This window comes from Lactonifactor longoviformis DSM 17459, assembly GCF_900129135.1.
GTDB lineage: Bacteria > Bacillota > Clostridia > Lachnospirales > Lachnospiraceae > Lactonifactor > Lactonifactor longoviformis.
The window spans coordinates 1-13,208 of sequence record NZ_FQVI01000049.1 but is presented as its reverse complement, the minus strand read 5'-3'; the positions used below and the strand labels follow the sequence as shown (position 1 = coordinate 13,208).

At 40.6% G+C, this 13,208-nt stretch carries 21 protein-coding genes; 6 read left to right on the top strand and 15 right to left on the bottom strand.

Annotation, left to right across the window (positions count from 1 at the left end; genetic code table 11):
* Positions 1–69 precede the first annotated feature (69 nt).
* The 5 genes from BUA56_RS21705 to BUA56_RS21695 are packed head-to-tail and all read left to right on the top strand — an operon-like array spanning position 70 to position 2,710.
* A complete protein-coding gene (locus tag BUA56_RS21705; RefSeq protein ID WP_084068197.1) occupies positions 70–687 on the top strand; it encodes an RNA polymerase sigma factor in 618 nt (205 codons plus the stop codon).
* Positions 678–827: a hypothetical protein gene (locus BUA56_RS23095; RefSeq protein ID WP_158641030.1), complete on the top strand. Its 150-nt coding sequence runs from the start codon at positions 678–680 to the stop codon at positions 825–827. Before BUA56_RS21705 ends, BUA56_RS23095 begins: the two co-directional genes overlap by 10 nt.
* Positions 820–945, top strand: a complete 126-nt coding sequence (locus BUA56_RS23940; protein WP_278320883.1) for a hypothetical protein — start codon at positions 820–822, stop codon at positions 943–945. The genes BUA56_RS23095 and BUA56_RS23940 overlap by 8 nt, the downstream gene beginning before the upstream one ends.
* Before the next feature lie 44 nt (positions 946–989).
* Positions 990–1,772 (top strand): non-homologous end joining protein Ku, encoded by a 783-nt coding sequence (ku, locus tag BUA56_RS21700; protein WP_072854850.1) that lies wholly within the window; start codon positions 990–992, stop codon positions 1,770–1,772.
* Positions 1,769–2,710 carry an ATP-dependent DNA ligase gene (locus BUA56_RS21695; RefSeq protein WP_072854849.1) on the top strand — a complete coding sequence of 314 codons (942 nt, stop codon included), beginning with the start codon at positions 1,769–1,771 and terminating at the stop codon, positions 2,708–2,710. The genes ku and BUA56_RS21695 overlap by 4 nt, the downstream gene beginning before the upstream one ends.
* A gap of 209 nt (positions 2,711–2,919) precedes the next feature.
* On the opposite strand, the gene BUA56_RS21690 is transcribed toward BUA56_RS21695, so the two are convergent.
* Positions 2,920–3,144, bottom strand: a complete 225-nt coding sequence (locus BUA56_RS21690; protein WP_072854848.1) for a helix-turn-helix domain-containing protein — start codon at positions 3,142–3,144, stop codon at positions 2,920–2,922.
* 116 nt (positions 3,145–3,260) lie between these two features.
* On the opposite strand from BUA56_RS21690, the gene BUA56_RS23090 reads away from it, so the two are divergent.
* Entirely contained in the window at positions 3,261–3,425 is a 165-nt protein-coding gene (locus BUA56_RS23090) for a hypothetical protein (protein ID WP_158641029.1), read from the top strand.
* Positions 3,426–3,474: 49 nt separating this feature from the next.
* Here the strand turns inward: BUA56_RS23090 and BUA56_RS21685 are convergent, their stop codons facing one another.
* From BUA56_RS21685 to BUA56_RS21620, 14 genes are all read right to left on the bottom strand, one after another.
* Positions 3,475–4,587 (bottom strand): peptidoglycan-binding protein, encoded by a 1,113-nt coding sequence (locus BUA56_RS21685; protein WP_072854847.1) that lies wholly within the window; start codon positions 4,585–4,587, stop codon positions 3,475–3,477.
* A 45-nt stretch (positions 4,588–4,632) separates the two neighbouring features.
* Positions 4,633–4,896: a phage holin family protein gene (locus BUA56_RS21680; RefSeq protein WP_072854846.1), complete on the bottom strand. Its 264-nt coding sequence runs from the start codon at positions 4,894–4,896 to the stop codon at positions 4,633–4,635.
* A gap of 12 nt (positions 4,897–4,908) precedes the next feature.
* Positions 4,909–5,199: a CTP synthase gene (locus BUA56_RS21675; protein ID WP_242946853.1), complete on the bottom strand. Its 291-nt coding sequence runs from the start codon at positions 5,197–5,199 to the stop codon at positions 4,909–4,911.
* Positions 5,200–5,221: 22 nt separating this feature from the next.
* Positions 5,222–5,611 (bottom strand): H-type lectin domain-containing protein, encoded by a 390-nt coding sequence (locus tag BUA56_RS21670; protein ID WP_072854845.1) that lies wholly within the window; start codon positions 5,609–5,611, stop codon positions 5,222–5,224.
* A gap of 3 nt (positions 5,612–5,614) precedes the next feature.
* Positions 5,615–5,878 carry a hypothetical protein gene (locus tag BUA56_RS21665; RefSeq protein WP_139249521.1) on the bottom strand — a complete coding sequence of 88 codons (264 nt, stop codon included), beginning with the start codon at positions 5,876–5,878 and terminating at the stop codon, positions 5,615–5,617.
* Complete coding sequence (locus BUA56_RS21660; RefSeq protein WP_072854843.1) at positions 5,866–6,138, bottom strand: hypothetical protein; 273 nt, start codon at positions 6,136–6,138, stop codon at positions 5,866–5,868. Before BUA56_RS21660 ends, BUA56_RS21665 begins: the two co-directional genes overlap by 13 nt.
* Positions 6,131–6,514 carry a PF13754 domain-containing protein gene (locus tag BUA56_RS21655; RefSeq protein ID WP_072854842.1) on the bottom strand — a complete coding sequence of 128 codons (384 nt, stop codon included), beginning with the start codon at positions 6,512–6,514 and terminating at the stop codon, positions 6,131–6,133. Before BUA56_RS21655 ends, BUA56_RS21660 begins: the two co-directional genes overlap by 8 nt.
* Positions 6,515–6,524: 10 nt before the next feature.
* Complete coding sequence (locus BUA56_RS21650; RefSeq protein ID WP_341443532.1) at positions 6,525–7,196, bottom strand: Ig-like domain-containing protein; 672 nt, start codon at positions 7,194–7,196, stop codon at positions 6,525–6,527.
* Positions 7,197–7,513: 317 nt separating this feature from the next.
* Complete coding sequence (locus BUA56_RS21645) at positions 7,514–8,797, bottom strand: hypothetical protein (protein WP_072854840.1); 1,284 nt, start codon at positions 8,795–8,797, stop codon at positions 7,514–7,516.
* A gap of 39 nt (positions 8,798–8,836) precedes the next feature.
* The gene (locus tag BUA56_RS21640) at positions 8,837–9,916 is read right to left on the bottom strand and encodes a hypothetical protein (RefSeq protein ID WP_072854839.1); all 1,080 of its coding nucleotides are present in this window, start codon (positions 9,914–9,916) and stop codon (positions 8,837–8,839) included.
* 58 nt (positions 9,917–9,974) lie between these two features.
* Positions 9,975–12,095 carry a hypothetical protein gene (locus tag BUA56_RS21635; RefSeq protein ID WP_072854838.1) on the bottom strand — a complete coding sequence of 707 codons (2,121 nt, stop codon included), beginning with the start codon at positions 12,093–12,095 and terminating at the stop codon, positions 9,975–9,977.
* Positions 12,096–12,110: 15 nt separating this feature from the next.
* Positions 12,111–12,509 (bottom strand): hypothetical protein, encoded by a 399-nt coding sequence (locus BUA56_RS21630; RefSeq protein ID WP_072854837.1) that lies wholly within the window; start codon positions 12,507–12,509, stop codon positions 12,111–12,113.
* Complete coding sequence (locus BUA56_RS21625) at positions 12,506–12,754, bottom strand: hypothetical protein (RefSeq protein ID WP_072854836.1); 249 nt, start codon at positions 12,752–12,754, stop codon at positions 12,506–12,508. Before BUA56_RS21625 ends, BUA56_RS21630 begins: the two co-directional genes overlap by 4 nt.
* A gap of 14 nt (positions 12,755–12,768) precedes the next feature.
* Positions 12,769–13,134 carry a hypothetical protein gene (locus BUA56_RS21620; protein ID WP_072854835.1) on the bottom strand — a complete coding sequence of 122 codons (366 nt, stop codon included), beginning with the start codon at positions 13,132–13,134 and terminating at the stop codon, positions 12,769–12,771.
* Between the last annotated feature and the right edge of the window lie 74 nt (positions 13,135–13,208).

Here is a 13,208-nt window from a genome sequence, read left to right as displayed (position 1 = left end):
GAATGGGGCTATACGTAATCACATATAAGATATAGGCAATACCCTGGAAAATATTCCCAGGGTACTTTTATGTCAATGTATGTTATGATTTACACAGTAACCACAGGGGGAGTAATTGCTTTGAAATCAACAGAATATGCCCAGGCATATAACGAACACTATAAGTATGTTTTTAGAGTTGCTAATCAAATATTACATAATACTTTTGACGCTGAGGATGTAGCTGCTTCTGTATTTTTAAGATTATATGAACTTAATTTGAACGATTATGAAATAGATAATTTACATGTTTTGCTATATTCGATTACGAAAAATACTGCATTAAGGTATAAACAGAAATACTATAATAGGGAAACTGGCGAAATTGATATAAATAAAGTTGCAGATGAATTTGAAAATAAAACAATCAACAGCATTATGGCAAAAGAAATGATGCGTGCGCTCAACGAATATAATCATACTTGGTGCAACATCCTATATTATAACAAAGCCTTAGGATATTCATGTACTGAAATAGGGAAAAAATACGGAATGTCGCCCGTAGCCGTTAGGGTGTCCTTATACAGAGCTAAAAAATATATAAAACAATGCAACACAATATCCATGAATGAGATATTAGGTGTATATATATTTTTATTTTTTATTACCGAATATTTAATTGTCATCGAGGACTTTATATGGAATTAGATGAGAAAAGTATTATCTCTGAAGGAAAGCAAATTGAAAAAGAGATAGAGGACGAACCAGAGCCGCCGGAGAACATAAAAGAGGAACTGTATCAGCGTATCATACAGGAGTTAAAAGACAGAGGTATATACCATGATTAAACATTTTAAAAGACTATTACATATTTGGCTGCGCAAGAAGCTCCTGCAGATACTGGAGCCTGTGGTATTTGAGTGTGAAGAAATAACAGAAATAAAGGAAGACGCCCCGGACGAATAGCCCGGGGTTTTTTGCGCATACTACCATTAAAAAGAGGTGATGGAATGGCTGTAGCTCATAAATCGGCTATATCAGTGGGTCTGATATATGTCCCTGTAAGTCTGTATAAAACCACCAGAGATATCAGCGTCAATTTTAACCAGCTTTGTAAAGACTCACACGAACGGGTGAAGTATAAAAAATATTGCCCCTCCTGCGACAAAGAGGTTACCAGTGATGATATCATTAAAGGGTATGAATTTGAGAAGGGTAGATATGTTACCATAACAAATGATGAATTAGAAAAAATCAAGACTAAAAAAGATAAAACTATACACATCCTGCACTTTGCAAAAATGAGTGACATAGACCAAATATATTATGACCGCAATTACTACGTGGTGGCAGAACCGGGAGGCGAACAAGCTTATGAGCTTTTGCGTCAGGCAATGCTGAGTCAGAAAAAAGTGGCAATTGCTAAAACTGTAATGTCCACAAACGAAGAATTGATAGTACTGTATCCTACAAAAGAAGGAATACTGGCCAAAATGTTATACTACCAGGAGGAAATACAATCAATCCCGGTACCTACTACAAAAACCAGCGTCGATAAACAGCAGCTTGAAATGGCTAAAACCCTAGTAGATTCCATGACTCAGCCGTTTGATGCCGCCGCATATCATGACGAATACCAGGAACGGCTTAGGCAAGCCATTGAAAAGAAAATTGCCGGGCAAGAAATTGTTGCCGTTGATACCAGCAGGCCAAGCAATATTATCAATCTTATGGAAGCGCTTCAAAAATCCGTGGAATTATCACAAAACCATAAGCTATCCGGAACAGCATGATAACCGAAGATTTATTTCTGTCAAAGGGAATTCATCCGATGTTAATAGGAGAAGAACGTAAGCCTTTCGACTCCAAAGAATATATCTATGAATTGAAATTGGACGGAATCCGATGTATAGCTTACCTAGATGAAAATGGAACGGATTTGCGCAACAAGCGTAATAAGCAGCTACTACCATGCGTTCCCGAACTGGCAGAGATGCATAAACAAGTATCTAAACGATGCATATTGGATGGGGAACTGTTTGTATTAAAAAGCGGCGTGACTGATTTTTACGAAATCCAACGCCGGGTAATGCTGACATCACCTTTTAAAATTCGCCTGGCGGCCAAACAATACCCAGCCTGTTTTGTGGCCTATGATATCATTCAAAAAGATTTCAGGGACGTCACAAAGCTTCCGTTGATGGAACGTAAAGAGATACTAAAAGGCATAGTGACGGAAAATAACTACTTCGGATTATCAAGATACGTAGAGCATAACGGTGTAAAATTCTTTGAGCTGGCCCAGGAACGAGGGCTTGAGGGAATTGTAGCCAAAAAGAAAGATAGCCTGTACTGGTTCGGGAAACGTACGAAAGAATGGATTAAATCTAAGGTATACACCTCTGGAGACTATGTAATCTGCGGATATATACAAAAATATAATGACATGACAAGCCTAGTATTAGGGCAATATGACGGGGATATTCTAAAGTACAGAGGCCATGTAACGCTTGGCGTATCCATGCGCAAGCTGAACGAGCATCCATACCTGATAGTGGATGATTCTCCTTTCGGCTATACTCCAGAAGGAAACGGAGCCGCCACATGGTTAGACCCAAGGCTGGTGTGCATAGTGGAATCTATGCCGACTGAAAACGGAAGCTTCCGTCAGCCCGTGTTCAAGGGCATTCGAGACGATAAAGCTCCTAAAGATTGCCAAATTAATTCATAAAGTCTTCAGCGAATGTTTAAACTATCATCACAGAATAAACACAATCATCCTGTAATATAATACTTGTAAAGAGGCCAACAACCTAACGCAAAACTTTTTCTTTTTCATAAGCCAGTATCTACAATAGGTACTGGCTCTCCTTCTATGAAACCAAAAACAGCCCAGGGACCTAAATCCCCGGGCTTTCTTCTTAAATAATAATGCCATTTTCAATCAACTGGTTTTCTTGGATATGGCTTTCTTTCATCAGTCAGGCATAGTAGATAATCTACGCTGGTGCCAAAATACTTAGCTAATGTTTTAAGGCTCTCTACCGGTATATTTAACTCCTCAGTCTCATATCTATGATAGGTTGTTTGATTAACATTTAGCAATTTGGCCATGAAACTTTGACTCTTGTCCATATCTTCACGCAAATCTCTTAATTTATTCATTTGATCACCTCAAAAGCAATCATATATTATGCGGTATACGCATATTGACTTTTATGCGCTATTCGCATAACATTATTATTATTAAGTCTAATTTATTATTATATACGGAGGATAAAATGAACTTTTTTAAAAAACTGATAATATTAATAGAAGGAAAGAAAATTGAAAGAAATTTAAAACATAGTGACTTAGATAGAATGGAACCACCAAAAGAATTATATAATCGTATTGTACAGCAATTGAAAGATATGGGGATTTATCATAATACCCCTGATGAATGAAAAATATTTTTACTTATCCCTTGACCATAATCGGCCAAGGGATTTCTTGTTACATTCCTAACAGAGTCCGCCATGTCTTCGGACCCACAATGCCGTCTGTATCCAGGCCATGCGTGGTCTGATATGCTTTAGCTGCCGTGGTGGTCTTAGGTCCCCAGATACCGTCATCTGTGGTCCCAACTCTTTGTTGTATTAGTTTTACGATATTTCCCCGTGCTCCTTCGCGTAGGAGTGGACACGCTGCCAGTGTCTTAGGTCCAGGTATTCCGTCCTCAGCAAGGCCGGCATTATATTCCCGGTTAAGCTCGTCCTGCAGGCTCCACACCCAACTATCATGCCCTGGCCGCATAGCCTTGATAGTTTCCTGGAGCTTAGCAATTGTATTTTTTCCGGCTTGTCCGTCCACGGCAATCCCTACCGAGGTCTGGAACTGTCTCACAGCCTCATCCGTGGCCGCGCCGAAAATGCCATCCACCGCAAGATTATAGCCTATTTGATTTAGCATGGTCTGCAGGTCCCTTACATCCTGGCCTCTGTCTCCATATTCCACCCAGGCTCTTATTGGCTCGGATTTCCCAATATAATCCTTATAGCAGTAATTCATATCTACCTTTCCGCTAATACCAGGGACAGAACCAGAGCTGGTATATTGCCACATGGCCATATCACCGCGCCCAGGCGTTGAATTATACCTGGCAAACCACAAGTCGTATGGCACAGTCCCAAACATATTCCGGGCATAGTCCAGGTTGGCATAGTTCATGGCCTTGTAGCCAAGGCGTTCCACTTCCTGGCAGAATGCTACTGCCATCTTGGTTGCCAGAGACTTCCCAATAGTCACGCCGTATTTACGAGCATAGCTAATCGAGTCATACTCTAAATCGTAACATACCGGATACTGCACCTCGTACTGGTCTATGGCCGCAACACAGTATCTTGCCTCCTGGCGCGCCATCTCTACAGTGTAAGCATATGAAAACCAATATACCCCAAAGGGGATCCCGGTTATCCTGCATCCGTTTGCATTATTATGAAATTGCTTATCCAGGTTATTTTTCCCATACCCGGCCCGGAGCATGGCGAACTGGATCCCGGCGTTATTGACTTTTTTCCAGTCTATGCGCCCCTGGTGGTAACTTACATCTACACCTTTTAATGTCATATCTCATTCTCCTTTCAACTAAAAAGAGAGCGGATTTCGGCCCTCCTACTTGTTAGATAATTGCTTGCCTATCTGATTAGCCCCCGTCGCCGCCAGCCCTGATACAATGCCTACAGCTACCGCATTTATATAGTCTGATGCCGGGAAATCAGGCATTATGTACATGCCTGCAATGCCCAATATCCCGCCTATCACCCCGCAAATTACCGGGAGCCATTTATTGTCCAGGCTTGTTGCCTTCACTCCCATAGCAATCAGATAACAAATTACGGTTATTCCTATAACACTTGCTACTGCTGTAAAATCCATAACTCATTCCTCCTACTTATCAATGATACTTTCCAATAGTTCATCCCTTATTTTCTTCATACTTTCGATCCCATTCCCTGTAATCTGATGGTTAAGCAGCGCCGCAAGACTTTTAGATTGTTGTTTCTGCATTTCCTCCAGGGCAAGTAGTCTTTTGTAATCTGTCTCCGTATGTTCTTCCAATTTCGTCACTCTTTTTGTAAGCCGAAAAGCAGGAAGTATCAACTTCCAAAGCACTGCTCCGGCGCCACCTACAATACTAATAGCCCCACATACCGCAAGTATAACCTGTATAATGTCCAACTCTATATGCCCTCTCTTTCCGTTACTTTCCAATTGCCATCCATTGTACAGATAGTGCTCCCGAAGCTGTCACTGTTCCTACATGATTAATTATGAATGAACTTTCATTTTTTCCAGAAGCATTTATGCGGACCTTATCAATCCAGTAGGTTCCTGCGTTAAGACACACGAACACATTGGGTGTTGACGAAAAGGGTTTCGGAAACTTGAATTCCGTACTTGCCGCTGTTGTGCCGAAAGATATATTAACTTGTCCGGTTTGTATCGTATACAAACCCAAGATACTCTTGATTGACTTCGCAAGATTTCCCAGATTGATTCGCTTTGTTTTTGAAGTATCTTCTATTACCAGATCATCCGTCGCTGCGGCTGCAGCTGCCTCATCAAGAGCTTTTATTTTAATTAAAGCCATTACTTAAACCTCCAAATCTATAATATTACCTTCGATATCTGTCAACACGTTTCCATCTATTGTGGCTAATTCATATATTTCACCCGCAATTAGCTCGATACCTACATTGTTAATATCTGCTATTCCCAGGCCGCTCATCGTGGACAATTCAAATATTTCAGGTTCGATCCCCACGGACAATATAATTGTTTCTTGGGTTTTACATGGGTTAGGATTTATTTTTGCATTCACTATTTGTATATTAGGCCAGTTCATTAATCCACCCACACCTCTTCTTTGTTTTTAATTATTTCGTCGCCGACTGTATAAGTTAACATTAGGTGGTAAGTACCCAGCTGTCTCGGGCTTAATTTTATATCAAGATAGTTTTTTTCATTTTCCACTGATACAACGCACGCTCCAGATTGCTCCACCTTGCCGGCCTTCAGTAATTCCCAGGAAGCCTCCGAAATCTCAAAATGTTCGTTTTTATTAGAGTGTACCAGAAATTTGATGTGCCGATCCTCCCCCAGAATAAACTTAACCATAAGCACCTCCTAATCTGCACGGATAGACTTCCTCCAGAGTATATCTCTCTGAAACTGACTGCGCTGTATATAGAGATATGGCAGCAACCGTACAATATCCTTCCAGTGCCGTCAACGTATACACCGCTGGTAATGCCTCTGCATAATAGCTCTCTAACGGTACCATATGCCAGCAAAGTGCCGCCGGGTCAAACAGAAATAGGACTGTTGTCATATAAGACCCGTTCCCTGCATAATCCACCGCGTACAATTCAACAACATATTTCCATCTCTGGTTTGAATCAAAAGGGACCGTGGTTTCCCACAGCCCCTCTAAGTTTTGAGTGAATATTAAGTCTATGTCATCCGCTTTGCCTCTTACTTCCTTGACTGCCATGCGGCACCTCCTAATCAGTTACCTCAACGGCGATCACATAGGTTGCACCACAATCAACAGGGTTAGGCGTAATTGTCACGGAAGAGATAACCGGTGCACCCGTATCAAGGGTAACCGTCCGGGTCACAGTCGTGCTCTTACCTGCGCTGTCAGTTGCCACAATAGTGATAGTATTTTTGCCGTTTATCAATGTAAGAGTTTTGGTGAATGCTCCATTATCCGCAACAGTGACTGCCTCTGCAGTTCCACTATTAAGCTTGATTGTAAGTGTAACCGGGCTGGATGTAATATCGTTAGTCGTACCGGCCACTGTACAAGACGCCTGATTGGTAACAAGATTATCAACAGGGCTGGATACAGAAAGTGTAGGCGGTACCGTATCGATTTTGAATGTGACGGATTTCTGCGTTGCCGCATTCCCGTCGTTATCGCTTGCATCAATCTTAATGGTATGACTGCCATCTGCGAGGGCAGTTGTTGGTGTATATGTACACTCATACCCACCGGTAATTGCCGTCTTCGTAATACCTGACGTCACTTTGCTGCCAGAATCAATTGTCACACCAATGGTATTCTGGTTAACTCCTGAATCATCATCTGTCACCTTCCATGTAATAGCAGGCTTATTATTGATGATAGTTGCCGATGCAGTGGGGTATGTGATTATAATGGTAGGAGCCATTCTCTCTTTTACCTTCAGTTTTAACGATTCTCCTAGAGTTGAATCAGACGTATCTTTAGTCGTTGTATTCCCAGCATCGTCCGTTGCTTTGATTGTTACTGGGTAATAATGTCCCTCTTTTGTATAACTTGACTTTGACGGGGCTGTTATTGTTGCCTCGTATTTCTTTGATGTAGCATTATAGGTAAGTGTGTAAGTCTGACCGTTAACTACGGCCTGTACTGTTTTTACTGACATAGGGTTATCCTCCTTAAATCATTTTAATAGTTACATACATAAATTTGCTTATTACATATAAAATTACAACCCCTTTCAAATTATTTTTCTTTCGTTTCTAAAAGCGCCATATCAATGCACTCGAGTCTTGTATTCTCAAATCCCTTCTGATGCGCCTTTATTTCCCAATCGAATTCTGTCCCTGGTGCTCCTGATACAATAAAAAAAGCAAGCTCTTTTGAGCTCACCCATACTGGAGTATTGGAATAACTTTGCAAAAAAATATAATAACCATATTCTGTACTGATTGTCTCTTGAAATATTGGTTCTATTTGTATAATAACAGTACCATCAACGCTTATTGTATTGTGTCCCAGATCTCCAAACATAGGCTCTGGTGTTTCGTACGCATTAAGAGTTCTTGTTCCAAAGTGCTGTGTACTAACAGCTCTTGATTTTCCCCCGCTTGCTACAAGGGCTCCAGATATCATTACGTTCCCTTTACAAGAAATATAATCCGGATAAAGACTACCATAAATATAAACAGTATTTCTGAATTGAGATATACCATTAACAGATAAAGTCCCGCTAATGTCACAGGTTCCGCTGGTTGATATTCCGCCTGGTCCTAAACGGGCATAACCATTAATATCATTTGCAGAAAAAAAGCAATTATCTTTTATAGAAGTTATCCCTATCCAATAATCTCCAGGAACACCTTTATCTCCAAAGTGCAAAGAATTACTGGTAATAAATGCTTTGTCATTCGCCCCCTCAATTATAATCAATTCCTTATTACCCGCTAAATCTTTTAGACTTATCTCTCCGCCCGTAATAACTGCGTTACCGCTGAACGTTCCGTTTAACGCCTCCATACTTCCGTTTTCGAGTATTCTAAAATTTCCATTAGCAGTAACAAGCCCCTCCAATTTAATTCTATCCGCCACAATAGAAGTGGTTCCTGTATTCAAAATCTCAATCAGGCCGTTACCAGTCAAGCTTATTTTATTCGCATCTATTTTTATAGCTTCTGCAGTCTGATTGATAGACGAAATAACTGAATCTTTGCTAACCTTAAGCTCAATGCTTTCTTTGTTTAAAGTAATATCTGATCTTGCCTGGGAGATTGCTGTGAGGACTCCATCTATGTCTTTGTATTCTGAGCTGGAAACAGAAAGATTTATAGCGTCTACATCCATCTGTACAGATGACAACTTACTATACATAGTTTTATTGCCATTTTTAAGTTCCTCTATCTCTGACTCAGATACTAATAAAGAGATGTTGCCCTGTATAGCCTTTATGGAGGTATCCTGGGCGCTAAATTTTCTCGATATAGCGTACTTATCATATACGGTTGTCTTTGATACAAGCCTCATTGCCATAATGTTCACCTTATTTCTAAAAATTACCTAGAGCATTTTTTACTTCCCAATAGCTATCCACATGACGGGAAACTTTGTGCCTTCTGAGGTTGATATATGGTTGATTGTGAAACTATTAGGGCTTAGCACGTTGGCGGAAACCTTTATGCGATCTGTCCAATAAGTACCGGCGTCTACCGTCACTGTAACAACTGGGTTAGAACTAAAACTATCTGCTAAGTTAACCGTTGTCGCTGTTGTCGAAGTAGCCGTGGTAATGGTTGCTGTACCATACTGTATTTTTAGTCCGGATACACCTTGTAGGTTATCTACCTGTGATTGGGTCAAATCCCCTACGATATTATATTGGGATCCATCATATACAACTTCCACTAGAGAATTGGCACCAATATATCCAGATTTAACTCCTACCCCTCTGTAATTTAGGCTTTTAGCCCCTGTACTGTTTATATTCAGCGTTGGGTTAGCCACTGTATTGCCATAAGTAAACTTGACGATTGCCCGGGAACCTGTTAACAAAGAAAAGCCTGATATGCTAACCGTTTTTGTGGCTGTTGATGCTGAAGTTGTACAGACTCCATAATGGTGTATATTGGAGTCGCCTTTAAATCCTACTCCATCAACATAGCGTGTATTTTGTAGTGAAGATGCGGTATTCGCATTCCCCGTACAACTTCCACTGCTTCCGCTAACCGTAGTCTGCAGCGGATGAACATGGTCTCCTGCCGCAAACGTACTGTTCTCTGAACCTGCATTTGCAGTCCCGGCAACTTTTGGTAAAGTATTTGAACGTTTTGCATGGCCATATTGCGTATTGGATGCCAAACCATATTCCGTCCCAGAACTCGAATGACTTGTAGGGGCCTTTTCGGAATTGAGTATGTCAATTTGACTTTTTAAGTTTTTACAAATACTCACATCTGCAGGGTTTCCATCAACAGCAGCGTCCAAGTCGCTTTCTATATCTTTTGTAGCTGCAGTCCCAAGTCCAAGTTTAAGCTTAATTGAGTTATATAAGCTGATAAACTTCGTGAATTTTGTAGCCGTTGCATCCTCTATAATAAACACATCTGAATCATCAGCGTTTAATTTCTCATCGTAATCCTTAATTTTACCCATGTTGTTATCCTCCTATGTGAACTCCCCATTATCTAAAGGCAATGGGATTGCGGTAGCCCTACTTCATTCCTATTATAGGGGTACCATCCAATGCTAAAATGTCATTGCCTAAGAAATCTAATAGGGGCGCCTCCTCCCAAAGATAAAAATTGCAAGAATACTCGGCTTCAAAATTGGTTTCATCCCCTCGCAGTTCAAGAAAATGCCCAGTAATTTGCTGATTATTCCAAGCCAAATCCTCTTCTGCTTCCTCAGAACTCCTAGTCCAAACAAAATGTTCAGGTCCATATTCCTGCGTAACATCTTTATTATTTGCATAGACTTTTGCATGGATAATTGATACCTCGACACCATCCTTTTTAGCTCCCTCTACAAAAGTTTGCAGAGTTAAGCCTCCCGCTGATACCGATATCCCATTTATCTCCTCCTGCATACTATCAAATGCGATTTGCAGATTTTGTCCGCCAGCATCCATAATAATTTTGCTGGAATTGATCTGAACATTACTTTCATTAACCTGAGTAACTAAAGATTGAATATCTATTTTCTTGCCTTGTATATTGGCATTATCAGCTACCATTCCATCAACTATTACCGGTGTCTTGATTCCATCCGCCCTTACTCCATTCAGCGCATCAAACATTATGTTCCCGGATGCATCCAAAATGTAATAATTAAACACGCCGCCAGAATCCAAACCGGCTTGCATACGGACAATATTGTTTTTATCTAACCATTGTTGCGTCGCCCCTACAATCTTCATACCACCGGATTCATCTGACCATATTTCAAATTTGTTAGTAAAAATTTTTCCGGCAAGAAGGTCATTTACAGATATTGAGTTTATTACTGCATTTTTAATAAGGGCATTATCTATAACTGCATTTTGAGTGGTCAAATGTATGTTTACCAAATCACCCACGCCAGCGTTGCCAGCCAGTAAGTTTTCTATGTTGGCATAATTAGCTTCCAGGTTATCAATCTTTCCGTTGGTTACTGTCAGGTTTTCTATTTTCGCATATATTGCGTCAAGATTCTCAAACTTGCCGTTAATGACTTCCAGATCCTTTATTTTTGCAAACGTAATTTCTGCATACTCCGCATCTAGTTTGTTAATAATAGCATGATTAACCAGCGCCAATTGAACAGAGTATCTATCTATACTCTGAGCCATGGGTCCTTTAAATCCTTGGTCAGATTCAACCTCAGATTCTCCCGTAGCCTTAATTTCTGTAGCAAGTCCACCGTCAAACTCTTGAGATATCATCATTATGGGGACCTTATAGATTGTTCCGTCTGTGCCCTTAACCGAAATTATATCCCAGGCATCTAATCTGGGGTCCCCCATAAATTTAAGGCTTCCAGGCATATATGAAAAACCTTTTAATGTGTTATACACGCCATTCAACCTTTCCTGGGTCATAAACGGGTTTGAAATAGCCATCTCTCTCGTACCGGTTCCTGCTCCGATCGATATACTGTTGCCATCTGCATCCTTGCCGGTATAGCAGACGATCCGAAGAAAATCATATGGAAAATCGTTATGAATAAAGCTGTCCCAGTATCGGTTGCTTTCCACTGCGTACTGAATAGGAGAATATCTCTTGATTTCTATCTGCCCTCTACGGTTGCAAATGGCAAATCCTGCATACATCTGAGAAATATAAGACAACACTTCCCGGCAAGTATATCCGTCTGGGCGTTTCATATCATAATTCACTAAACCTGAGGTAATAATATCAATCCCCAGAAATGTTGACATCTCATTTAATACAGCTATTGTAGTTGTATTCTCCGGTAGGCTTGAAAAAAATGCACGCTCAGTTAGCATCATCCGGTCAAATGCTGAGAACTTAATACTTCCTTCGTCTGTTTCTGGCCTCTCTGCCGTAAACAATCCCATGGGGATATACTCTATTGCGCTATTTACCAATATTCCAAAAGAAATCTCTATCTCATGGCTTTCTATAGGGACAGGCGGCTTATAAAGCTCTACCTCAATATACTGGCTTACACAGCTTCCAATAATAAAAGATTCACCACTGTTTGAGCCGCCTTTTATTACAATACTTTTAATTCCATCCGTTATAGTGGTTTTGCTATCCACCACCAGCCTTGCATGGAAGGTACGGGAATCCTGCTGTATCAGATCCCCAAATGCTGTTGTTGACTGATACACCTTCCCACCTCCAAACTATTCTTGGTAAACAGTCATGAATTCTATGGCCTGATACTCTCTGCCAGTTAATGCATCATACTTATTGTTTTCATCGCACCGGTTGAGAATCTCTTCCGTCACTGTCTGAATATTAAATTCTACTTCTATATTCAAAAGCTCCTCAATCTCATTTTTATAGTTTTCAGGATCGGCAATTTTATAATTGCCATCCACTACTATATCGGCCCCATTCGTGTCTTTTTCTGCATATTGCCTTACTATCTTCTGCTGTTCTTCGGCATAGCACTTCGCAGCATTATTCAATGTATCCAAGTTGATTTTTATTGCTGTATAAAGGGGGCGTGGAATACTCTTATCCATAATCCCAGGAGCATAATTGTAAAACCCTAATATGTCACTGTTTTTAATCTTCATTGCTGAGTCACCTCCGTGTTAACTGTATTAATACTATCCTCTAATTCGCGAACCATAGCCTTGAAATCATCCTCGTCCTGCCGGCATTCAATTTTGTTTGCTTCGTAAAGCTCCATATTTTGAACCGTTGTGGAAGAATTAGACCTGCCATCCGCCGTGTTAATCGTAGCGGACATATAAAGCACAGATTTTTCTCCAATCATACTATTCCCTGTCAATGAAATGCTCTTGCTTGTCTTCAACATAAATTTGCCTCCTTTTATTTTTCGATTAAATCTACCGCTACCCCCTGATAGGTTTTCGTTCCATTCGCATAACTATAAACAGGGTATGTGGGGGTTCCGGCATAAAACATTCTGGTTATCCTTGCATTACTCCCGGGGTCCAGAAAAGTGACATTAAAAAAAGCAGGGGTGACTGCAGCATCAATTATAGCTGCTTCACTCCTACTTAATGGCGGCCACTGACATTGTAATTTGTATTTATACCCTGCAATGTCACCTATCATGCTTGCGTCTGCCGCGCGCCCGGTGTTTTTAGACCAGATCTTTTCTTTTGTTATTGTCAGCCCCTCTTTCTTCAAAGTAGGCATCGTGACTCCATTGATCACTATGGGCTGTGGCATATGATCACCTCCTTATTGTGGGGATTTTTATACAAATTTCAATCCGCAGCCCCACAAAGGGGCTGACACAAGGT